Annotated in this window: 18 protein-coding genes and 1 pseudogene; 16 read left to right on the top strand and 3 right to left on the bottom strand. The window is 70.5% G+C overall.

Annotated features, from left to right (window positions below; translation table 11 throughout):
• The first annotated feature begins 258 nt into the window (after positions 1-258).
• Positions 259-837 (top strand): biotin transporter BioY, encoded by a 579-nt coding sequence (locus ACQEV8_RS14935; RefSeq protein ID WP_432960326.1) that lies wholly within the window; start codon positions 259-261, stop codon positions 835-837.
• Positions 838-920: 83 nt separating this feature from the next.
• Here ACQEV8_RS14935 and ACQEV8_RS14930 read toward each other — a convergent pair.
• A pseudogene (locus ACQEV8_RS14930) lies at positions 921-1,681 on the bottom strand (hypothetical protein).
• Between the two features lie 241 nt (positions 1,682-1,922).
• Here ACQEV8_RS14930 and ACQEV8_RS14925 point away from each other — a divergent pair.
• Positions 1,923-3,725: a protein kinase domain-containing protein gene (locus ACQEV8_RS14925; RefSeq protein ID WP_432960324.1), complete on the top strand. Its 1,803-nt coding sequence runs from the start codon at positions 1,923-1,925 to the stop codon at positions 3,723-3,725.
• 152 nt (positions 3,726-3,877) lie between these two features.
• Here ACQEV8_RS14925 and ACQEV8_RS14920 read toward each other — a convergent pair whose 3' ends face one another.
• Positions 3,878-5,365: an amino acid permease gene (locus ACQEV8_RS14920; RefSeq protein WP_432960322.1), complete on the bottom strand. Its 1,488-nt coding sequence runs from the start codon at positions 5,363-5,365 to the stop codon at positions 3,878-3,880.
• A 279-nt stretch (positions 5,366-5,644) separates the two neighbouring features.
• Between ACQEV8_RS14920 and ACQEV8_RS14915 the strand changes: the two genes are divergently transcribed.
• Positions 5,645-6,142: a ribose-5-phosphate isomerase gene (locus ACQEV8_RS14915; protein ID WP_432960320.1), complete on the top strand. Its 498-nt coding sequence runs from the start codon at positions 5,645-5,647 to the stop codon at positions 6,140-6,142.
• Positions 6,143-6,857: 715 nt separating this feature from the next.
• Entirely contained in the window at positions 6,858-7,670 is an 813-nt protein-coding gene (locus tag ACQEV8_RS14910; protein ID WP_432960318.1) for an Fpg/Nei family DNA glycosylase, read from the top strand.
• Positions 7,671-7,689: 19 nt separating this feature from the next.
• Here the strand turns inward: ACQEV8_RS14910 and ACQEV8_RS14905 are convergent, their stop codons facing one another.
• On the bottom strand, positions 7,690-8,952 hold the full coding sequence (locus ACQEV8_RS14905; RefSeq protein WP_432960316.1) for a GNAT family N-acetyltransferase: 1,263 nt from the start codon (positions 8,950-8,952) through the stop codon (positions 7,690-7,692).
• 150 nt (positions 8,953-9,102) lie between these two features.
• Here ACQEV8_RS14905 and ACQEV8_RS14900 point away from each other — a divergent pair, with 150 nt between their 5' ends.
• From ACQEV8_RS14900 to ACQEV8_RS14845, 12 genes are all read left to right on the top strand, one after another.
• Positions 9,103-10,281, top strand: a complete 1,179-nt coding sequence (locus ACQEV8_RS14900; RefSeq protein ID WP_432960314.1) for a PP2C family protein-serine/threonine phosphatase — start codon at positions 9,103-9,105, stop codon at positions 10,279-10,281.
• A gap of 168 nt (positions 10,282-10,449) precedes the next feature.
• Positions 10,450-10,776 (top strand): hypothetical protein, encoded by a 327-nt coding sequence (locus ACQEV8_RS14895; protein ID WP_432960312.1) that lies wholly within the window; start codon positions 10,450-10,452, stop codon positions 10,774-10,776.
• A gap of 59 nt (positions 10,777-10,835) precedes the next feature.
• Positions 10,836-11,150, top strand: coding sequence for a pore-forming ESAT-6 family protein (locus ACQEV8_RS14890; protein WP_432960310.1), 315 nt, complete (start codon positions 10,836-10,838; stop codon positions 11,148-11,150).
• 66 nt (positions 11,151-11,216) lie between these two features.
• Positions 11,217-11,606 (top strand): DUF6507 family protein, encoded by a 390-nt coding sequence (locus ACQEV8_RS14885; protein WP_432960308.1) that lies wholly within the window; start codon positions 11,217-11,219, stop codon positions 11,604-11,606.
• Entirely contained in the window at positions 11,603-14,203 is a 2,601-nt protein-coding gene (locus ACQEV8_RS14880; protein ID WP_432960306.1) for an ADP-ribosyltransferase, read from the top strand. Before ACQEV8_RS14885 ends, ACQEV8_RS14880 begins: the two co-directional genes overlap by 4 nt.
• Before the next feature lie 131 nt (positions 14,204-14,334).
• Positions 14,335-14,742 (top strand): hypothetical protein, encoded by a 408-nt coding sequence (locus ACQEV8_RS14875; RefSeq protein WP_432960304.1) that lies wholly within the window; start codon positions 14,335-14,337, stop codon positions 14,740-14,742.
• A gap of 174 nt (positions 14,743-14,916) precedes the next feature.
• Positions 14,917-15,042 carry a hypothetical protein gene (locus ACQEV8_RS14870; RefSeq protein WP_432960302.1) on the top strand — a complete coding sequence of 42 codons (126 nt, stop codon included), beginning with the start codon at positions 14,917-14,919 and terminating at the stop codon, positions 15,040-15,042.
• Between the two features lie 53 nt (positions 15,043-15,095).
• The gene (locus ACQEV8_RS14865; RefSeq protein ID WP_432960300.1) at positions 15,096-17,126 is read left to right on the top strand and encodes a DUF6508 domain-containing protein; all 2,031 of its coding nucleotides are present in this window, start codon (positions 15,096-15,098) and stop codon (positions 17,124-17,126) included.
• 84 nt (positions 17,127-17,210) lie between these two features.
• Complete coding sequence (locus ACQEV8_RS14860; protein ID WP_432960298.1) at positions 17,211-17,666, top strand: HD domain-containing protein; 456 nt, start codon at positions 17,211-17,213, stop codon at positions 17,664-17,666.
• Positions 17,667-17,695: 29 nt separating this feature from the next.
• The gene (locus ACQEV8_RS14855) at positions 17,696-18,007 is read left to right on the top strand and encodes a hypothetical protein (RefSeq protein ID WP_432960296.1); all 312 of its coding nucleotides are present in this window, start codon (positions 17,696-17,698) and stop codon (positions 18,005-18,007) included.
• A gap of 94 nt (positions 18,008-18,101) precedes the next feature.
• Positions 18,102-19,439 carry a type VII secretion integral membrane protein EccD gene (gene eccD / locus ACQEV8_RS14850; protein ID WP_432972700.1) on the top strand — a complete coding sequence of 446 codons (1,338 nt, stop codon included), beginning with the start codon at positions 18,102-18,104 and terminating at the stop codon, positions 19,437-19,439.
• A 78-nt stretch (positions 19,440-19,517) separates the two neighbouring features.
• The gene (locus ACQEV8_RS14845) at positions 19,518-21,038 is read left to right on the top strand and encodes an AAA family ATPase (protein ID WP_432960294.1); all 1,521 of its coding nucleotides are present in this window, start codon (positions 19,518-19,520) and stop codon (positions 21,036-21,038) included.
• The last annotated feature ends 28 nt before the right edge of the window (positions 21,039-21,066 follow it).

Here is a 21,066-nt window from a genome sequence, read left to right as displayed (position 1 = left end):
CCCGTCGCGGAAGCCGTCGGCATCCACCCTGGAGGGCATTTGGCGAAACCCTACAGTCCGCTTCGCCGCCGAGTCGGTGACCGAAGCCTCGCTGCCTCAGTGACCGGCATCACGTCGCGCTCGGTGTAGTGCCCACCCTTTGTCCGAAGTCGACCAACCGCACGTTCGCGCCTTTGTCGAGCGCTGACGGTGATCAGGGCGGGGGCGCTGGGATAGCGTCACCGTGTCCCGACCGACCCTCACCCTCGCGGAGTCCCCATGAGCACCGCTGCCGTCCCCGCCCCCACCGGACAGGTCCTCGCGGACCTGCTCCCCTCCTCTCGTGTCCGGGACGCGGCCCTCGTGCTCGGCGGCGCCGCGCTCACCGGCCTCGCCGCCCAGATCTCGGTGCCCGTGCCGGGCTCCCCGGTGCCGGTGACCGGCCAGACCTTCGCCGCGCTGCTCGTCGGCACGTCCCTCGGTGCCGGCCGCGGCCTCCTCGCGCTCGCGCTGTACGCCGTGGCGGGCGTCGCGGGCGTGCCGTGGTTCGCGCAGGGCACCTCGGGTGTCGCCCCCTCCTTCGGCTACATCCTCGGCATGATCCTCGCCGCCACCGTCGTGGGTGCCCTGGCCCGCCGCGGTGCCGACCGCTCGATGCTGCGTATGGCGGGCGCGATGCTGGTGGGCGAGGCGATCATCTACGCCATCGGCGTGCCCTACCTGGCCCTGGCCACCGGCATGTCCGCCACCGCCGCGATCGCGGCCGGCCTCACGCCGTTCCTGATCGGCGACGCGCTGAAGGCGGCGCTGGCGATGGGGGCGCTGCCGACGGCCTGGAAGTTCGCGAACAAGCGCTGAACTCCTAGACGGTGCCGAGAGGCCCGCCGGGTATACCGCCCCGGCGGGCCTCTCGTGCGTACTCAGGGCCGGCGAAGGCTGATTCAGCCCTCCCGCACCCCTGGCCGCCGCCGCTGTGACCACCACATTCCGGCCGCGCCCACCGCGAGCAGCGCGGCACCGGCCGCGCCCAGCGGCAGCAGATCACGTGCCTGACCGGTCTCCGCCAGTTCCTTGCCGCCGGGAGACTCCTTGCCGCCGGGGGACTCCTTGTCACCCGGGGACACCGGCTTGTTGTCGGTGCCGAGCAGCAGGGGCGTGGCCGGGGCGTCCGGCGACGGGTTGGTCGTGCCGAACGGCACCGGGCCCTGCTGCCAGAACGTCTTCTTTCCGTCGCCGGTCTGGACGGGCAGACAGATCTTTCCGGCCTTGCCCAGGTCGTATGTCGCGTCGACGGCGTACGACTTCGACTTACCGGCCTCGAGATTGTCGAGGGGGCAGGCGAAACCGCTGTTCGAACCCTCCGGAAGGCTGTTCTCGGGTATCGCGGAACAGCCCTCGACGTTCTTGACCACAAGCCCGTCGAATCCCACGACCAGCAGCCTGATCTTTCCGCTGCTCTTGCTTCCCTCGTTCTTCACGGTGGCGGTAATCGCCGTCTTTTTCGAACCGTTGTCGACCGAGATCTTCTCGGGCAGCAGCGTGGTGAGCTTCACCCCCGCCGGTGCCGCGTCAACTGCCTTTCCCCCTTGCCGCTCGCGGGCCCTCCGTCCTCCGCCCCGGCGGTGCCGGAAAGGATCAGCACCGCCGAAAATGATGCCGCGACCAGCGGCCCCACGACCACGGTCGTACGACGAGAACTCATGTTCGCCCCCCTTGTGTCCCCCTGGGCTGCGCCTGAATTCGCAGCACTGAAAGAGGTACCACAAGATTTCACCGCACTATCCTGGTACGGCGCGAAGTGTGACCGTTGTGTTTCACTGGAGATGGTCGCGGCGTCGTGGAGGGGGTGCAGCGGATTGCCGGGGAATGCGAATATCGGCGGTGTTCCAGGGATATTGGTGACGGGGCGCTATCGGTTGGTCGAAAGTATCGGCCAGGGGGGAATGGGGCGGGTGTGGCGAGCCACCGACGAAATACTCGACCGCCCGGTCGCCGTCAAGGAAATGCGGATCGACGGTCTCGACGCGGAGGACGACAGGACGCGCCGCGAACGCACCCTGCGCGAAGCCAGGGCCACCGCCCGCATCGACCACCCCAACGTCGTACGGGTCTACGACGTGGTCGACGAGGGCGAACGCCTGTGGATCGTCATGGAGTTGGTCGCCGGCCGCTCCCTCGAACGCATCCTCGCGGAGGACGGCCCCCTGAGCCCCTCCGAGACGGCCCGGATCGGCCTCGGCCTGGTCGCGGCACTACGGCAGGTGCACGCGCGGGGCGTCCTGCACCGGGACATCAAGCCCGGGAACGTCCTCGTGGAGAACGCGGCTCGTCCGGCCGGACCGGCCGGACCGGCCGGACCGGCCGGACCAGCCGGAGCAGGACGCCGCGACGGCACGGTCTCCGGCCAGAGCCCGGGCCCTCGCTCCCACGAACGGCGCGTCGTCCTCACGGACTTCGGCATCGCCGCGATCCAGGACGCCAAGGCACTCACGATGGTCGGGATGCTGGTCGGCTCGCCCGACTACATGGCCCCCGAGCGCATCTCCGGCCGCCCCCAGGGCCCGCCCTCCGACAACTGGTCCCTCGGCGCGACCCTCTGCGCGGCCCTGGGCGGCCGCTCCCCCTTCGCCCGCGACACCACGCTGGCCACTCTGCACGCGGTCCTCTACGAGGAGCCCGAACTCCCCGCCGCCTCGGGCCCGTTGCGCGACATCCTGACGGCCCTCCTGCAAAAGGAACCGTCGACCCGACCCGGCCTGGAGGACCTGGAAACAGCCCTGGAGGCGGTGGCGTTCCCGGTTCCCACGCCGACGGTGTCGCCCCCGCCCCTCACCGCCCCCACCCCACAGCAAGCACCCACCCCCACCCACGCACAAGCCACACCCCAGGACTCCCACCGGCCCGCCCCCGTCCCGGACGCGACACCACTCGAACCCCCCGACCACCACCCCACGGCCGGCACCGCCCTCCGCCCGGCCCCCGTCTCCCTCACTCACGCACAGGCGGCCGCGGTTACCGAGTGCCGCACCCACCCCACGCCGCCACCCTCCCCGATGCCGCCGGGCGAACTCCCCGGCCCCGCGGTCCCGGCCGTGTCCCGCCCCCGCGCGGGTCACCGCCGTACGATGCTCGCCGCCGCGGCGGCCACGGTCGCGACGGCCGGTGCCGTCGTAGGAATCATCCTGGCGACGTCGTCCGGCTCACCGGGCGGCGACGACACCCGCGCAGGCTCCTCGACCTCCGCACCCCCCGCCACCGGCACCGCCCCGGCACCCAAGAACCCACCCACCCCCACCGTCGAGGGCACCTCGCGGCCGCAGAGCCTGCCGCCGGGCACGCGCCGGGAGGCCGGCGGTTTCGCCTGGGCGACACCGGAGGGCTGGCGGCGGGACGTGAAGACGGGCGCGGAGGTGCACTACACGTCCCCGGACGGCGCCCAGGAACTGGTCGGCAAGTCCGCCCTGGCCCGTGGCGACCTCCTGGAGACCTGGCAGACCTCGGAGCGCAACGCCCATCAGGGCCAGGACTACCGCAAGATCCGCCTGGAGGAGACGACGTTCCGTGAGCACCCGGCGGTGGTCTGGGAGTACACCTTCACGCTGGAGGGCGTCCGCTGGCACGCCCGTCTGCTCGGCTTCAACGTCGGCGGAAAGTCGTACCAGATCAATACCTGGTACCAGTCGGGGATCGAGGAGGAGGCCCTGAGCACGTACGAGAAGGTCAAGGACAGCTTCACGGTGCTGTAGGGGACTGCGGGGCCTGCGAGGAAGGCCTGCGGGGCACGAAGGCCTGCAGGGACATGAAGGCCTGCGGGGACACGAAAAGGCCTGCGGCGCGTGTCTCGCAAGGGAGAACACGCACCGCAGGCCCCACAGCAGGAAGGGCGAGCGCCCGCCGGTCAGCCGGCCGAGACCTCGTCCCGGCCCTGGTCCGGAACCTGGACCTGAGCGGCGTCTGCACCCCGCCGGCCCGCACCCCTGTGCTTCACGAAGGCGATGACGAGCACCACGGCCGCGACGAGCAGCGACAGCAGGATGGTCTGGCGCCCGTCGTGCTCGGTGTCGGTGAGCATGTAGCCGAGGATGAAGACGATCAGCGCGGCCGTCGCCCAGGTCAGATACGGGTACAGCCACATCTTGACCACGAGCTTCTCCGGCGCCTCCGCCTGGATGATCTTCCGCATCCGCAGCTGGGAGAAGCAGATCACCAGCCACACGAACAGGGCGACCGCGCCACTGGAGTTCACGAGGAAGAGGAAGACGGAGTCCGGGAACTTGTAGTTGAAGAAGACGGCGACGAAGCCGAACGCGACGGAGGCGAGGATCGCCGTCCGCGGCACGCCGTTGCCGGTCGTGCGGGCGAAGGCCTTCGGCGCGTCACCGCGCTGGCCGAGCGAGAAGGCCATGCGGGAGGCGGTGTAGAGACCCGAGTTGAGACAGGACAGCACCGAGGTCAGCACGATGAAGTTCATGATCTGACCGGCGTGCGGAATGCCCAGGGAGTTGAGCGCGGCGACGTAGGAGCCGTCGTCGGTGATGGACTTGCTGTCCCACGGCAGCAGGGCCACCACGACGAAGATCGAACCGAGGTAGAAGACGCCGACTCGCCAGATGATGCTGTTGGTGGCCTTGGTGACGGCCTGCTGCGGGTTCTCGGACTCACCGGCGGCCAGGGTGGCGATCTCGCTGCCCATGAAGGAGAAGACCACGAGCAGCACACCGGTGAGGATCGCGCCGGCGCCATGGGGCAGGAAGCCGCCGTGCTGGGTGAGGTTGCTCAACCCGGCCTGCTCACTGTCCACGCCGGGCAGCACCCCGAAGACGGCGAGCCCACCGATGACGATGAACGCGGCGATCGCGACGACCTTGATCCCCGCGAACCAGAACTCGAACTCGCCGTACGACCCCACCGAGACCAGGTTGGTCGCGGTGAGTACCAGCATCACGATCAGCGCCCAGGCCCACTGCGGCACGGCCGGGATCCAGCCCTCCAGGATCACGGCACCGGCGGTCGCCTCGACCGCGAGCACCACGACCCAGAAGAACCAGTACAGCCAGCCGATGGAGAAACCGGCCCAGGGGCCGAGCGCCCGGTCGGCGTGCGCGGAGAAGGAACCCGAGGTCGGGTTGGCGGCCGACATCTCACCGAGCATCCGCATCACCAGCACCACGAGCGTGCCGACGAGGGCGTACGACAGGAGAATGCCGGGGCCTGCGGTGGCGATACCGGTGCTGGACCCCACGAAGAGCCCGGCCCCGATGACGCCACCGATGGCGATCATCGACAGATGGCGGTTCTTGAGCCCGGCCTGCAGCCCGGAGCTGCCGGGTTCTCCGGGCCCTCCGGGGTCGTTTCCGGTCGTCTTCAGTGTCGGCTGCGAGGTCATGGAACGGATTTCCTTTGCGCCGGGGAGCTGTTCTTCCGTACGGAGCCGCACCAGCCGTACGAACGGGGTGTGTCGCGGCATGACGGTGTACGGGACGTCGTACGAGCGGGTGTACGAGCCGGTCCAGTGAATCTGAGGCGAACGTTTTCGAGAACCTTTGAATCCAGATTGTTACTTGAGGTTTTCCTGAGGTTCCGTAATGCGGCTCACATTCGCCTCACGTTTTCATGAGCGCCACCCCGCGCGCTTTCCCCGAAACACCCGTGTCACACTCATCCCATGCGCGTGTACCTCGGCTCGGACCATGCCGGCTACGAACTCAAGAACCACCTCGTCGACTGGCTGAAGGCGGCGGGTCACGACCCCGTCGACTGTGGCCCGCACATCTACGACGCCCAGGACGACTACCCGCCCTTCTGCCTCCGCGCAGCGGAGCGCACGGCCGCGGACCCCGACGCGCTCGGCGTCGTCATCGGCGGTTCCGGCAACGGCGAGCAGATCGCCGCGAACAAGGTCAAGGGCGTCCGTGCGGCCCTCGCCTGGAGCGAGGAGACGGCGGCCCTCGGCCGCCAGCACAACAACGCCAACGTCGTCGCCGTGGGCGCGCGCATGCACTCGCAGGACGAGGCGACGGCCTTCATCGAGACGTTCCTCGCGACTCCGTTCTCCGGTGACGAGCGTCACATCCGTCGAATCGACATGCTCGACGAGTACGAGACGACCGGCGCCCTCCCCCCGATCCCGCCGCACCACCCCCAGCAGGGCCCGGACGCCTGACCTGCTGAGCCCGACCGTGTGAGCCGAAGGTCGCCCTCGCGGCGTTAGCGCGCGAGGGCGCAGGTTCCAGCGCGCTCCAACTCGAGCCCAGCGCCCGCCCCGCGCCTTCGCCCGAGCCCCACGGCTCCCCCCCGACCCCGCCCCCGACCCGGGCACGGCTCAAGCCAGCTGAGGGCCGAGTCGAGTCGGCCCGCAGCTCCAGTGACGAGTCGGACACGGGCTCAGTGCCCGAGCTGGACCACAGTCCTGAGGGCCCGAGCTCGACCACAGTCCTAGGGCCCGAGCCTGACCAGGGCCCAGGGCTCGAGCCTGACCAGGGCCCAGGGCTCGAGCCTGACCCCAGGCCCAGGGCCCGAGCCTGACCCCAGGCCCGGAGCCCGAGCCCGACCATAAGCCCAGGGCCCGAGCCCGACCTCTGGCCTACCCCAGGGCCAGGGCCCGACCACAAGCCCAGGGCCCGAGCCCGACGCGGGGGTCCAGGGGCGCAGCCCCTAATGGGGTGCAGGGGTGGAGCCCCGCGAGGGGTGCAGGGGACGCAGTCCCCGCCGGGGTCCGGGGCGGAGCCCCGATGCCTTTCGACGTCAACCTCTTGACGAACTGGTTCGGGTGGGCGGGTGGGCAAGCTCCGTCCGGGGCGGAGCCCCGAGGCCCGGCCTCTTGACCGACCGAGTCGGGCGGGCGGGTGGGCAAAGGCAACGACCACAGGGAGACCCCCGTGCCAGAAGGCCACACCATCCACCGCCTGGCCCAGGACTACGCCGCCGCCTTCCTCGGCACAAGCCCCAACACCACCAGCCCCCAGGGCAAGTTCACCGACGCCGCCACCCTCCTCACCGGCACGGAACTCACCCACACGGAAGCCCATGGCAAACACCTCTTCCTCGGCTTCCGCGACACCGACTGGATCCACATCCACCTCGGCCTCTTCGGCAAGGTCACCTTCGGCCCGGCCCCCGCACCCCCACCCACCGACACCGTCCGCCTCCGCCTCGCGAACGACACCGCGTACGTAGACCTCCGCGGTCCCACCACCTGCGCCCTGATCACACCCCCGGAGAAGCAGGCGATACACGACCGCCTCGGCCCCGACCCCCTCCGCGACGACGCCGACCCGGACACCGCGTACCGCCGTATCGCCCGCAGCCGTACCACGATCGCCGCCCTCCTCATGGACCAGAAGATCATCGCGGGCGTGGGAAACGTCTACCGCGCGGAGGTCCTCTTCCGGCACCGCATCGACCCGTACCGCCCCGGCAAGGACCTCACCCCGTCCGAGTGGCACACGATCTGGACCGACCTGGTCGAGCTCATGCACGACGGCGTCCGCGACAACCGCATCGACACCGTCCGCCCGGAACACACCCCGGAGGCGATGGGCCGCCCACCCCGAGTGGACGACCACGGCGGCGAGGTGTACGTCTACCGCAGGGCCAACCAGCCCTGCCACCTCTGCGGCGACGACATCCGCACCGCCGACCTGGCCGCCCGCAACCTCTTCTGGTGCCCCACCTGCCAAGGCCGCCCCTGACGAACCGGACCCCCGGGCCTCAGAAGCCGTACGGCAACCACGGCTCCACACCGCGCGCCCCGAATCCCAGCGAGGCCTCAGCCAAGGCTCCCCGCCGTACCTCCCGCACCCGCCCCGCCGCCCCCAACGAGGCCAGCGACACACCCCCGAGATACGCGGAACTCAACTCCCGTACGGACAGAGCGACATCCGCCGCATCCGCCGTACGCTCACAGGACGCCCCCTTCGCGTCCCCGCTGAGCCGCCAACGCCCGGCGTTCCAGGGACAGAACGCGTCCTCCACCTCGAACACCACATCCACCGGCGCCTGATACGTCCGCGCCTCCAGCGCGGCCCCCAGCTCCACCGGCCGTAGGTACAGCGAATCCCCCACCCGAGGCCGGCACCGCCGGATGTCGGACACCCAGTGCCGCCACGCGTCGTCCACGGGCCGCCCCCGCCCCCGCACCACCAGCGACGACGTCAGGTCGATCCCGAACAGGAACCGCCACAGCGCCGCGTCCGCCGCGGGGTCCAGCGCGGCCGAGTCCTCCAGGATCACCGCGCCCTCGGGCCCGGCCGCCTCCCAGCTCGGCTTGACGCGATACCGCGCGTACCCGACCGTCTCGCCGTCCCGCTCGGCGACGACGCACTGCAATGGCGACGCCCCCTCCCGATCGCCCTCCGGATCGAGCAGCGGAAGCCGCTCCCACCCGGGCTGCCGGGCCAGCATCCCGGCCCGCGACGGAACCAGCCGCGCGTACACCGCCTCGCACGCGTCGAGGACATCGCCCGGAACGGCGTACCGCACGCGCACGTCGTCCGTCCCCGTCGGCAGGGACGTGAGCCGCACCCGGGTCGTGTCGATCTCGGCGTTCAACTGGAAGGTGGCGCACCCGTACCCGAACCGGCCGTAGATCGCCGGCTCGGACGCCGTGAGCACGGCCAGCGGCTCACCCCAGGCCCGGACGTCGTCCAGCTGCCGCCGCATCATCGACGTCAGAACGCCGCGCCGGCGATGCGTCGCCGCGACGCTGACCATGGTGACGCCCGCGGCCGGCACCGAGGCGCCGCCGGGCACCGTGAGCCGGAAGCTGAACGCTCCGGCCGTCCCCACACACTCGTCCCCGTCCCAGGCACCGAGTGAACGGTCGAGCTCGGTCAGCGAGTTCCACAACTCCCGTTCCTCGGCGGACTCCGGAACCCCGCCGAAGCCCCGGATCAGGGTGTCGTACCACTCGTCCCAATCGTCCCGCCGCAGTACCCGCAGGTCGGTCGCGTAGCCGCTCGCGTCAGTCGCCATGGCCCATGCCTACCAGGGCATTACGGGACGAGCGAGAGAATTTCCCTTGAGCCGGGACGGGCCGGCTCACTGTGAAGTCGACCCTCGGACGGGGGACAAGTCGGACCTCCCGTGCCAAGGGGCTGGTCCGATGGATAGGGTCCCGAACTAATGGCATCAGGACGAGAGCGGCGCGCGGAAGCCGACACGTTCACGGCCCGGTTGAAGAAGCAGTGGCACCGGGCCCGCGTCGGCGTGCGCCGAGCCGCCGTGGACTACTTCCGCGGCGACGGCTCGGACTGGATCGCCCTGGCCGGTCTGCTCCTGACCGTCCCGCTCATCGCGGCGGCGACACTGGCGAACTCGGTGTGGTTCTCACCGGCCGCGCTCGTCCTGCCCGTCGTCGTGGGCGGGCTGCTGCTGCGCCCGGCCAGCCTCCTCGGCCTGTACGCGGCGGCGGCCACGGCGCTGATCGTGGAGTCGGTGCAACTGGGCCCGTACACGGAGGGGCCCTCCAGGGTCACTCCGGGCATCGTGCTCGTGGTCGCGGCCTGCGGTTTCTTCGGGCTGCTGCTGGCCCAGTTCCGCAGCCGCGTCGGTGTGCCCTGGCGGCGCGGCGGCACCATGCTCTTCGACCTTCGTGAACGCATCCGGGTGCAGAGCCAGCTGCCCGACCTGCCGGGCGGCTGGCACCAGGAGATGGCGCTGCGCCCTGCGGGCGGCCAGTCCTTCTCGGGCGACTTCGTGGTGGCGGCCCGCACCAACGGCGGCCGTACGCTCGAGGTCGTCCTCACCGACGTCTCCGGCAAGGGCATGGACGCCGGCTCCCGCGCGCTGCTCCTGTCCGGCGCGTTCGGCGGCCTGCTGGGCTCCCTCCCGCCGCACGCCTTCCTCCCCGCCGCCAACGGCTATCTGCTCCGCCAGGACTGGGACGAGGGCTTCGCCACCTCCATCCACCTGGTCCTCGACCTGGACTCCGGCGACTACGAGCTCTACTCCGCCGGCCATCCGCCGGGCCTCCAGCTCAGCGCCGGCACCGGCCGCTGGGAGGAGAAGGCCGCCGAGGGCCCCCTCCTCGGCGTCTACGACGGCGCCCAGTTCGACCCCGTCAAGGGCTCGCTGCGCCCGGGCGACGTACTGATGCTCTTCACGGACGGCCTGGTGGAGACCTCCGACCGTGACATCGTCGAGGGCATCGACCGCCTCACCGGCGAGGCCGACCGTTACGTCGCCGGCGGCTTCCACGGCGCCGCCTGGCACCTCATCGAAGCAGTGGCCAAGGACGTCAACGACGACCGGGCCCTCCTGTTGATCTGCCGAGACGGCGTGACGGCGGCGTCCGGCCGCTGACCCACGGCACCGCCAGGCCAAGACCTGGTCATGGTTCCGTGCTGCTTCTGTGAGCGAATCGGACCTGGATTGCATTGGCAACTGTCGTGTTGATAGAGATTGCAGAGAGACTTGAGGTGGCTTTGAGGGCTGCCGTTGGGGCCCATACGGGGGAGGCGAGCCAGCAGGATGAAGTTCGACATGGGTGCGCAGACGCTGTCGTCGTTGCAACGTGACACACGTGGTTCGACGGATGACCTGGGTGGTCTGGTCCGGCAGCTGGTGGCGGCGGCGCAGCCGCTGGAGGGCAAGTTCAATGGTTCTGGTCGTACGACGTTCGACCAGTTCAAGACGCGGGCGGACCGGATCGCCTCGGACCTGAACTCGTCGTTGTCGGCGATTCTGGGCGGTCAGTCCGGCATGGACTCGGCGTTCTCCTCGGGTGACCAGGAACAGGGCGACAACGCCCGTCAGCAGATGTCGGCGGCGAACTTCGACGCCGCGCGCTTCCGCTGACCTGTCTGTTCCTTCTGTACTTGGCTCTGGCTGTTCGGTTCTTCGGGGAGTGGTGTGTGATGGCAGGCGCGGGTTCGGATCGTCGGTCGTACGACCTGGGTGCGTCGACGGACGCGCAGTCCAACATCCAGGTGGTGATCGGCCGTCTGGAGTCGTTGATCGCTCAGCGTGACAAGCAGGTGAAGGCCGCGATGGCGGACTTCACCGCGGACGGCGTCGCGGATGAGTACCACGGCAAGGAAAAGCGGTGGAACAACGCCTCGCAAGAGGTGAAGAACATCATTCACCTGCTGAAGACGACGCTGGAGAAGAACGACGGAACGGCGCAGTCGACGATTCAGCGGGCGAAGGCGGCCGTGGACAACATCGGCTGAAGTCGCCGCTGGTGGTCCTGTCTGGTTTCTGTTCGGTGTGGCGGTAGTGGTGTGTGACGGGGGTTTGTGGTGCCCGGCTGGGATTTGAAGCCGCAGGGTATTTCTCATGTGCTGACGACGACGGGTGATGCCGCGTCGAAACTGGAGAAGTACGCGAAGGCCTTCGGGGAGCATCTGACCTCGGCGGCGTCCAGCGCGGGCACGGTTTCCGCCGAGGGCGGCGGTGAGGGCGGCGAAAAGGCGCAGGGCGGTCTGGTGGCTCTCGCGTTGTCGCAGTTCGCGGAGCATGCGACGAAGGATCTGAAGTTCGTCGCGGCGCGGGCGGGCAAGTCACTGCAGGGCGCGGTAGATGCGACCACGGCATACCTGAACGGCGACGAGGAGATGGCGGCGGAGGCGCAGCGCAACACGCTGAAGGCGCCGCCGGTGGATCTGCCGGGAGTCGGTAAGAAGTGATTCAGCCGGAGAAGATCCCGCAGTTCACGGGGAACTTGGAGCAGCTGGAGACGGATTACGCGGATCTGAAGAAGGACGCGGGGCACATCCGGGACACCGGTGGTGACGTCCACTCCCGCTTCCAAGGACTGTCGGCGTATTACCACGCTCCGGAGGCGGAGCGGTTGTTCGCTACGACGAAGCCGGTCAAGGAGAAGGCGGACGGGTTCGCCGATGACCTGGAGACGGTTTCGGGTGCGTTGTCGTCGTATGCCACGGAGGTCCGGCCGCTGGCGGCGAAGCTGAAGCGGTTGAAGGCGGATGCCGCGGCCTTCGTCTCGTCGGTGAAGGACGACGACGAGTGGGAGTACGACGAGGACAAGGTCGACGAGCACAATCAGCTGCGCGATGACATCACCGCCACGGTGGCGGCGTTCTGGGCGGCGGAGCGGACCTGCCACAACAAGATCACCGCTCTGTGGGGCGGGACGCAGATGGTGGCCGGGGACGGTTCGAAGAAGAAGAACCAGTACGGCTTCAACGCCGGGGACATGAAGGACGCGAAGCTTCCCTGGGGTGACCCGGTGGAGGAGAAGCACCACTGGTACGAGGTCGGCCACTGGGTGAAGTCCTTCGTGTGGGACGGCCTGATCGTGGACGGTGTGTGGGGCACGATCAAGGGCCTGGGCACGCTGGTGGGCTTCGGTGGCTGGGACGCGATGGGTCAGGCGTGGAAGGGCCTGGCGCAGCTCGCGACGGGCCTGGTGATCACGTCGATCCCCGGGGCGAACGCCTACTTCTGGACGGCGTCGGACAAGGACATGCCGTCCTGGCTGCGTGATTCGCGTACGGCGATGAAGGAGACGGGCAAGGCGCTGGTGGCGTGGGACGAGTGGGGCAAGAACCCCGCTCGTGCGGCGGGGGCGGTCACCTTCAACGTGGTGACGACGGTGTTCACCGGTGGTGCGGGTGGCGCGGCGGCGGGTGCGGGCAAGGCCGGCGCGGTCGCCAAGGCCCTGTCGGTGGCGGGCAAGGCCGGCCGGGTCATCGACCCGATGACCTACATCGCCAAGGGCGCGGGTGCGGGCCTGTCGAAGATCGGCGACATCACCAAGGGCCTGAGGGGCGTCGGCAACATCGACATCCCCACCCTCCCCGACGGCTCGGTCCACCTCCCCGACGGCCACCAGCTCAGCCCCAACGGCGACCTGATGGCCCCCAACGGCACGATCGACCCCACCCCCGCTCCCCACGGCACCACCCCGACCCTCCCCGCCCACTGGACGACCCAGGGCGCTCCCACCCCGTCCTACGCGGCCGCAGCCGCCCCCACCCTCGACAACGCGGCCACCGCGGGCCACTACAACGCGCCCCCCACGGCTCCCACGCACGCGCCGGGCGCCCCCTTCGACCCGACGCAGGCTCCCTCCTCGTACGACCACGCGCCGTCGCAGGGCTCGCACAGCCAGGCGCCGCAGCCCGGCACGTACGGCCACGCGCCGTCACCGGGCACATACGACCACGCCCAGGCCCCGTCTCCGGGCGGGTACGGCCCGGCCCCCTCCGGTTACGACACGGCCCCGGCCACCGCCCCGCACACCGGCGCCGCCCCCGGCACCGCGGAGCCCTGGTACAGCCAGCCCGTGGGCGCCAACTCCGTGCACGACATACCCCCGGCCCCGCACCCGGGCGGTCCCGGCGTACCCGGCAGCGGCGCTCACCCCTGGTATCACCAGGCCTCCAACCCGGCACACGACCTCGCGAACCCGCCCCACCCCGGCGGCTACGACGTCCCCGGCGCCGGTCACACGGACGACGCCGCACATGGCACGGGCCACGGCGACGACGCCTCGCACGGAACCGGGCACGGGGACGACGCCCCCGCTCACGCGGACGACGCGGCACACACCGGCGATCACGGGGGTCTCCCCGACGGCGTTGCGGACGCCGCCGCCCACGGCCCGGACGCCCCCGCCACCCCGGCGCACCAGGGCGCGGATGTGCCGGGCAGCGGGGCCGGGGAGCCGTTCGAATACAAGCCGCACATGTCGGCGGACGACTTCGACCGCTTGGCCACCGACGCGGAGCGGCATGCGGTAGCCACGGCGGAGCTGGAGCGGGGGACCAATCCCTACCCCAGCACCAGCAACAAGGCGGGCAAGGAATACGGCGACGCGTACTGGAACGACTTCCTGGACAACCTCGACCCCAAGGCCAAGGACGCGCTGGAGAGGTACAGCAGCTTCTACTTCAAGCACATCAACGGCCAGCTGCGGGCGACCCACGTGCCGCTGGAGCCCCCGGTCCAGAACCTGGTCGACAACATGGACCGGGTCATGAGCAGCAAAACCGTGCCGGAAGACGTCATGGTTGTCCGAGGCAGCGGCTACGACCACCTCCTCGACGACGTGGACTCGTTGTCCGACCTTGCGGACACGACCGTCAAGGACGAAGGATTCACCTCCACGTCGCTCGGCAAGACCGCGGCGTTCGACCACGAGCCGATGATCATGCACCTACGGGTACCGAAGGGCACACCAGCACTCTGGATCGACCCCATCTCCTTGAACAGGGGGAGCGGGAACTGTTGCTCGCTCGCGGTACGGAGGTCAAGGTGACCCGCGTCTTCCAGGACGCGGCCGGCAAGTGGCAACTCTACGGAGAGGTCTTGCCGAGGCGGCCGTAGCAGACTGCCCTCGGCGAGCGTGGGGCAGGGCCGTTATCGCGAATCAGGCGGACACAGAGAAACATGGACTTCATGAGCAGCGAACAACCATCGCCCTCGCGTTTCGAGGAAGACTGGCAATTCAAGCAGGTGGCGGGCCCGGCGAAGTACAGCCGTCATACCGATGGCCCGGTCACGTATCTCCGTGTTGCCGATCGCGCTGGCACCGTCATCGGGTACGTGTGGGCGAACGACAAGGACGGTGCGGCTGGCTTTGTGGTGCCGCCGGGGCTTTCGCCCGACGCCGTCAACGCCGGTGCCAGGTGGGGGCGGGCTCTGCGTGACGGCAAGGCCCGGGAGCTCGCCCCGACGGACCTGCTCGCGGAGCTGGCGCAAGGCGCGAACGACAGCGAGGTGAGCCACGTCGTTCCGGGCTCCCTCACCGAGGCACCGACGCTTGCCGCACTGAAGGAACGAGCATCCGTTGGCTGAGTACCGGCCTGTCCCTCCGAGTTTTGCCGAGGGAACAGTCCTCGGCTACGTATGGGCCGGGGACCAGGACGATGCCGCTGCCTGAGAACTGCGGCAGGCCGTCGGCCCCGGGCCTTCGCGGAAGGGCGGGATCTGGAGCACGCGAGGCTTCAGGGGGCCAAGGGGCGGGTCTTCTTGCCGTCCCAGGCATTCGCGGAGTTGCCGGCCAGGTCGGAAGGCCACCTGGGCCGGGCCCTGCCCGAATCCGTGGCGGACGCCCCGAACGCCACAGTGGTGAAGTCCCTCGCTGAGAAGGACTGAATCATCAACAACGAATTCGCAGCAGTACCGACTCGCGACGGGAAGAGCGCAGCGTGATCAGCGGTCAGCCGGACAACTCTCGCTTCGAGGAAGACTTCCAGTTCAAACTGGTGGCAGGTCCGGCGAGGTACAGCATCCGCACCGATGGACCGGTCGCGTACCTGAGTGTCGCAGACCGTACCGGCACCGTCATCGGTTACCTGTGGGCCAATGACGAGGACGATGCGGCAGGCTGGGTGGTGCCGCCGGGGCTTTCGCCCGACGCCGTCAATGCCGGTGGACGATGGGTGCGGGCTCTGCGTGACGGCAAGGCCCGCCGAGTCGCCCCCACCGCCTTCCTCGCCGAACTGGCACGCGGCGCGAACGACTGCGAGCTGAGCCACGTCGTGCCCGGTTCGCTCACCGAGGCACCGTCGCTCGCCGCACTCAGGGAGGTGACCTCCGGCAGCGAACACCAGCCGGTCCTCTCACGGTTCGACGACGACATGATGTTCAGGGAGAAGCCCGGCGGCCCGGTCGATTACATGAACTGGACCGACAAGCCGGTGCGGTACTTCACCGTGGTCGACAAGGAGGACGGCTCTGTCCTCGGATACCTGTGGGCCGGTGACGAGGACGATGCCGCGGGTTATGAACCACGGAAGGCGGGCGGCCCCCGGGCGGCGAACACAGGTATGCCCTGGATCACGCGGCTGCGCGAGGGGAAGGCACGGGGCCTGCCCCCGACCCAGACACTGGCCGAGCTGTACGACGACCCCGAGCCGGGCGGCAGGAGCCACCCCCTGCCGGACTCCATCGCCGACGCCCCCGACGCCGCCGCCGTCGAGGCCCTCGCCACGGGCGACCCGCGAACCGAGGGCCGACCGGCACCCGAGGCGGACCCACAAGACCGCGTGACCACCCCCGTGCACTACATCACCGTCACCGCCCCCGACGGCGAAGTGATCGGATACGCCTGGGTGACGGTCGGCGCCGACGACGTCGACTGGGTCGTACGGAAGGCCGGCGGCCTCAGCGCCATTGCGGCCGGCACGCAGTGGTACGACCGGATCCGCGCGGCCCTTGAACGCGGCCTCACTCCCCTCGGGGTCCTCAACCTGCTCAGCCGCGAACCCGGCGTCGGGCCCGTCACCGAGGCTCCCGACGCCGCGGCGGTCCAGGAACTCGCCCGCATCGTCACCCTGGCCGACGACCGGCGCCTGCTCGCCCAGCTCGACCGTGGCAACGCGCAGGCCTGGCTGGAACTCGCCGATGCCTTCGACTCACTCACGGGCGAGGACCGGGACGTGCGGTGGGACGGGGGATGGAAGTCGCCGAGCGGTGCCAACCACGTGGCGGTCCCCCTCTACAGCGAGCCGCTGTGCCGAGCTGTCCGCGCCCTGGAAGACGTCGGCGCCGTGACTCCCGAGCACCGGTGGATGGGCAACCCGATGCCCCAGGTGCCGTCGGACGGGCGGCTGCCCCCGGCCGACGCCGTGCGGGCCGCGACCGCGATCGTGCGCGGGGAGAGGGTCTGCGACGGCATGATCGCCGACGCCCTGAAGACCGGCCTCCTGGACGCCGTGGCCACGTCGCTCCGCGACTGGTACGCCGACCCGCACGCTGTCGCCGACCTCGGCCACACCCCTCCCGCCCGGCCGCAGAACACACTCACCCCGCACCCGGAGACCCCCCACCCGCAAACCCCCACCCTCTCCATGTGCAGGTTCTGCGGAGGTTCCCCCGCCGCAGACGTCACCTTCCGCGCTCACCGCGGCCTCCTCGTCCTCATGGGATTCCGGAAGACGGACGGCCCGATGTGCATGACCTGCGGGCTGGCCGTGTACCGCGCGCTGACCACCCACACCCTCGCCTGGGGCTGGTGGAGCCCCTTCTCCCTCTTCGTCTTCGCGCCGTTGACGCTGGTCCGCAACGCCCTGGCCGTGCGCGAGGTGAAGCGGCTCCCCGCGCCGGGGCCGGGCACGCTCGGCCCCCGCTACGACCCCGGCGTGCCCGTGCGGCGACGGCCCCGTGCGTACGTCGCGCTCGTCCCCGTGCTGTGGGTGCTCTTCATGATCGTGGCAGGGCTGTCCGGAGGTATGTGAAGAAGCCCCGGTGACGGCCGCACGCCGGTTGTGCGGGCGGTGCGTTCGTGTCCTATGTTGCGGAAGCGAAGCTAGGGGGACCGCATGCCGCAGGAGATGAGTCTCGCCCAGGTCGAGGCCGCCGCTCGCGCCGCGCACGCCGGGCAGACCGACAAGGCAGGACGGCCGTACGCCGAGCATCTGTCGGCCGTCGCCGGAGGCGTTCGCGCCCGGGGCGGAGGCGACGAGCTGGTGGCCGCCGCCTGGCTGCACGACGCGCTGGAGGACGGCGCCCTCAGCGAGGAGTGGCTCGACGCGGCCGCCCTCACGCAGCAGACCAAGGTCGTCGTACGAGCCATGACCAAGCGGCCGGACGAGGAGCCGGAGGCGTATGCCCGCCGGCTCCTGGCCACCCCGGGCGCCCGGCTGGTCAAGGCGGCCGACCTCGCGCACAACTCCGACCCCCACCGCCTCGCCGCACTCGACGAGCACACCGCCCGGCGTCTCACGCAGAAGTACGCCGCCATGCGGAAGCACCTCGGTCTGGCCCCCGACGACTGACCACGCACCAACGAAGCACAGGACACTGAATGGCACGGGACTACGACAGCCAGCTGCTGGAGTCGGTGGCGGTGCGCCGGCGCCGGATGCGCGACGCACTGCTGTTCGGCGCGCAGCGCGCACGGCGGACGGCGGACGAGCGGTTCACCAAGATGTTCGCGGGCATCGCGATCGCCGCCGTGCTGTGCGCCGGATGTATCGGATGGTCCTTCCTCCAGACCACGCTGGCGAAGCAGAAGGCGGAGGAGAAGAAGCAGCAACAGCAGCAGGGACAGCTGTACAGCCCGGCGCCCAGCGCCTCCGCGAGCGGTGCCGACGACAAGGGTGCGGAGAAGCGGTGAACAGCGTGTGTGTGGTCGGCGTGACCGGATCGGAGCCCGGCCGTGGCCGAAACAACGCGGTGATAGGTTCCGGCGCGTGGTGAGCGCAGCAACGATGTCCCGGACCCAGCTGAGCCGGGTCACCCTGATCGGCGAGCGACGACGGGCCGACCTGGTACTGCCGTCGGATACACCGATCGGTCAACTGCTCCCCGACATACTGCAGCTGCTGGACGACCGGGCCGCCACCCGGCCGACCACCCGGCAGCTGATCACCTCCGACGGCTCGGCCCTTCCGCATGACGCGACGCTGTCGTCGGCCGAGGTGCCCGACGGCGCCGTGCTCCGCCTCGTGCGGGCCCATGCCGCGCCGCCGGCGCCGGTCGTGCACGACGTCACCGACCAGGTCGCGGACGATCTCGACCTGCGGACCTGGCGCTGGCGCCCGGCCGCCCGCCGCCTCAGCGCCGGCGTGGCCACCGTGGTGTTCGCCGTGGCCGCGGCCGTCCTCGCCCGGCAGGAGTTCTCCCTGGAGTCCCTCACCACGGGACTCGTGGTCGTCACCCTGCTGTTCCTCGTCGCCGGTGCGGCCATCGCCAGGATCGGCGACGGCAACCAGGGCCTGGCCACCGCACTGCTGCTGGCCTCCGGCGGGCTCGGCCTGCTCACTGCCTGGACCGCCGCCGACGCCTATGACTGGGGTGGAACGGCCCGGCTGGCCGGGGTCGCCGCCGCGCTGGTGATCACCCTCGTGCTGCTGTCCTTCTGCTCACCGCTGGGCAGAGGCGGGCTGATCGGAGCCGGGGCGATCGTGGTCGTCGCCCTGGTGTGGGAGGCCGTCGCCCTCCTCCAGGACCGGTCCGACCGGATCGGCGCCGTGATGGCCGTCTTCTCCATCATCCTGCTCGGGCTGCTGCCCCGCTTCGCGCTGATGGCCTCCGGACTCACCTCGCTGGACGACAAGCGCTCCACGGGGACGTCCGTGAGCCGCCACCAGGTCGCCAACGCCCTCGCCGCCACCCACCGCGGACTCGCCCTCGCCACCATCGTCACCGCGGCGTCGGCCGCCCTCGGCGGCTGGATGCTGACCACCGCGAAGGAGCCGACGGTCTGGACGGTCGGCCTCGCCTCGTTCGTCGCCGTCGTGCTGCTGTCCCGGGCCCGGGCCTTCCCTCTGGTCGCCGAGGTCGTGGCGCTGTTCGCGGCAGCGGCCTTCCTCGTCGTACGCCTCGCGATGCTGTGGCTGGACCACGCCGGGGGCGCCGGAGCGCTGGTGCTGCTGGGTGCCGCGGCACTGCTGCCGCTGCTGGTTCTCGGCATTGAACCGCCCGATCACGTACGGGTCCGGCTGCGCAGGTTCGCCGACCTGATCGAGTCCCTCGGCGTGATAGGGCTCTTCCCGCTCGCCATCGGGGCGTTCGGCATCTACGGGCAGCTGCTCAACAAGTTCTGAGGCTGCGAAGACCAGACGCCCCCCTGCTGTCGCTCCCGCGGAACGGCAAGGCGGGGTGTGGCAGGAGAGAAGGGCGACATGCCGAGCGGGGAAAACTGGCAGAACGACGTGCTGCGCGACCTGAGGGGCGGCACGCCTCAGCAGCGTGCCGCGCACCAGGGCGGGCAGTCACCGCAGGCGTCCCAGCAGGCGCAAGCCGCCGAGCACGCGCAGGAGGGCGCCGCCGGCCCGTACCCCCAGGGGCAGGGGCCGGCACCGGCCTACGGCTACCCGCAGCAATACCAGCAGCCCACCTCCTCGGGCGAGCAGCACGCGCAACAGCCGGTGCACGCCGAGCAGTTCGCCGCGCAACAGCAGTTCGCCGCTCAGCAGCAGTTCGCCGCGCAACAGCAGGGCTACACGCAGCAGGGCCAGCAGCCATACCCCGACCACGCGTCGTACCCCGACCACACGTACGCCCACCACGCCCACGCGCAGCAGCAGGCCCAGGCGCAGCAGCAGACCTACCCCGAGCAGCAGGCCCAAGCCGAGCAGTACGCCGCCCAGCAGCAGGCCTACGCCGCCCAGCAGCAGGCCCCCGCCGGCCAGACGCAGCCACAGTCCGCCCAGCAGAACCACCACCAGCCGCAGCAGTACACGGAGCCGGCCCCCGCCCCGCGGGCCCGCACCTCACGCTCCGCCCCCGACAGCCGGCCGGTCGTCGACCAGAAGCTCCTCGGTGTGGACAAGGGGCCCCGGCGCGGGGAGCCGTTCGCCGCCCGCGCCCTGCGTGCCGTACGCCGCACCGTCGCGTCCTCGGCGTCCCGGGAGGTCGCCGAGACCACCGCCACCGCCGAGACACTGCAGCAGCCCGTCACCACCGGCCGGCAGATCGCGGTGACCTCCATCCGCGGCGGCTCGGGCAAGACGACGGTCGCCGCGCTGCTCACGGCCACCTACGCTCACTACCGCCAGGACCCGGTCCTCGCCGTCGAGGCGGATCCGGCACTCGGCTCGCTGCCCCTCAGGCTCGGCGCGGAGAACCTGCGCTGGACCACCGGCGATCTCGCCGATGTCGTCGAGCCGCAGATGACGCTCCTCGACATCACCGGATACCTGGTGCAGCTCCCCGAGAACGCCTGGCTGTTGCCCGGCAGCCACGGGCAGGTCGGGGCCATGCTCGACACCAGGGGATACGAGCGGATCATGGTGGCGATGCGCCGCTACTTCGGCGTCACCGTGGCCGACTGCGAGACGCTGCCCGCCGAGGTCGCCCGCACAGCCCTGTCCGCCGCTCAGGCCCGCATCCTGACGGTGCCCGCGACGCTCGAGGGAGTCGCGAGCACGCACGCGGTCCTGGAGTGGATGCGCGGCCTGCCCAGGGACATCACCACCTCCACCGTCGTGGTGCTCACCGAAACGGTGCCGCACGCCGGAATCGACCTGGAGAAGGCCGCCGGGCAGCTGAAGGCGACCGGGGCGAGCGTGCGGGTCCTGCCCTACGACCGGCATCTGGCCGCCGGCGGCACCATCCGCACCGAGCTGCTCGCGCGGGACACCCGGGAGGCCGCCGCCCGGCTGGCAGCGGAGGCCTTCCAGCTCTCCCACAGGCGCCGCTGAAGTCTCCCGCGCACGAAGGGGACCCGAG

Origin of the sequence: Streptomyces sp. CA-179760 (assembly GCF_050937045.1) — a bacterium.
Lineage (GTDB): Bacteria > Actinomycetota > Actinomycetes > Streptomycetales > Streptomycetaceae > Streptomyces.
This window is presented reverse-complemented; position numbering and strand designations above follow the sequence as displayed.

What these genes read in the sequence shown, in the direction of transcription:
- ACQEV8_RS14935 (WP_432960326.1), top strand. Translation starts at nt 259, where the DNA reads ATGAGCACCGCTGCCGTCCCCGCCCCCACCGGACAGGTCCTCGCGGAC.
- ACQEV8_RS14925 (WP_432960324.1), top strand. Translation starts at nt 1,923, where the DNA reads ATGGGGCGGGTGTGGCGAGCCACCGACGAAATACTCGACCGCCCGGTC.
- ACQEV8_RS14920 (WP_432960322.1), bottom strand. Translation starts at nt 5,365, where the DNA reads ATGACCTCGCAGCCGACACTGAAGACGACCGGAAACGACCCCGGAGGG.
- ACQEV8_RS14915 (WP_432960320.1), top strand. Translation starts at nt 5,645, where the DNA reads ATGCGCGTGTACCTCGGCTCGGACCATGCCGGCTACGAACTCAAGAAC.
- ACQEV8_RS14905 (WP_432960316.1), bottom strand. Translation starts at nt 8,952, where the DNA reads ATGGCGACTGACGCGAGCGGCTACGCGACCGACCTGCGGGTACTGCGG.
- ACQEV8_RS14900 (WP_432960314.1), top strand. Translation starts at nt 9,103, where the DNA reads ATGGCATCAGGACGAGAGCGGCGCGCGGAAGCCGACACGTTCACGGCC.
- ACQEV8_RS14895 (WP_432960312.1), top strand. Translation starts at nt 10,450, where the DNA reads ATGAAGTTCGACATGGGTGCGCAGACGCTGTCGTCGTTGCAACGTGAC.
- ACQEV8_RS14890 (WP_432960310.1), top strand. Translation starts at nt 10,836, where the DNA reads ATGGCAGGCGCGGGTTCGGATCGTCGGTCGTACGACCTGGGTGCGTCG.
- ACQEV8_RS14875 (WP_432960304.1), top strand. Translation starts at nt 14,335, where the DNA reads ATGGACTTCATGAGCAGCGAACAACCATCGCCCTCGCGTTTCGAGGAA.
- ACQEV8_RS14860 (WP_432960298.1), top strand. Translation starts at nt 17,211, where the DNA reads ATGCCGCAGGAGATGAGTCTCGCCCAGGTCGAGGCCGCCGCTCGCGCC.
- ACQEV8_RS14855 (WP_432960296.1), top strand. Translation starts at nt 17,696, where the DNA reads ATGGCACGGGACTACGACAGCCAGCTGCTGGAGTCGGTGGCGGTGCGC.
- eccD (WP_432972700.1), top strand. Translation starts at nt 18,102, where the DNA reads ATGTCCCGGACCCAGCTGAGCCGGGTCACCCTGATCGGCGAGCGACGA.
- ACQEV8_RS14845 (WP_432960294.1), top strand. Translation starts at nt 19,518, where the DNA reads ATGCCGAGCGGGGAAAACTGGCAGAACGACGTGCTGCGCGACCTGAGG.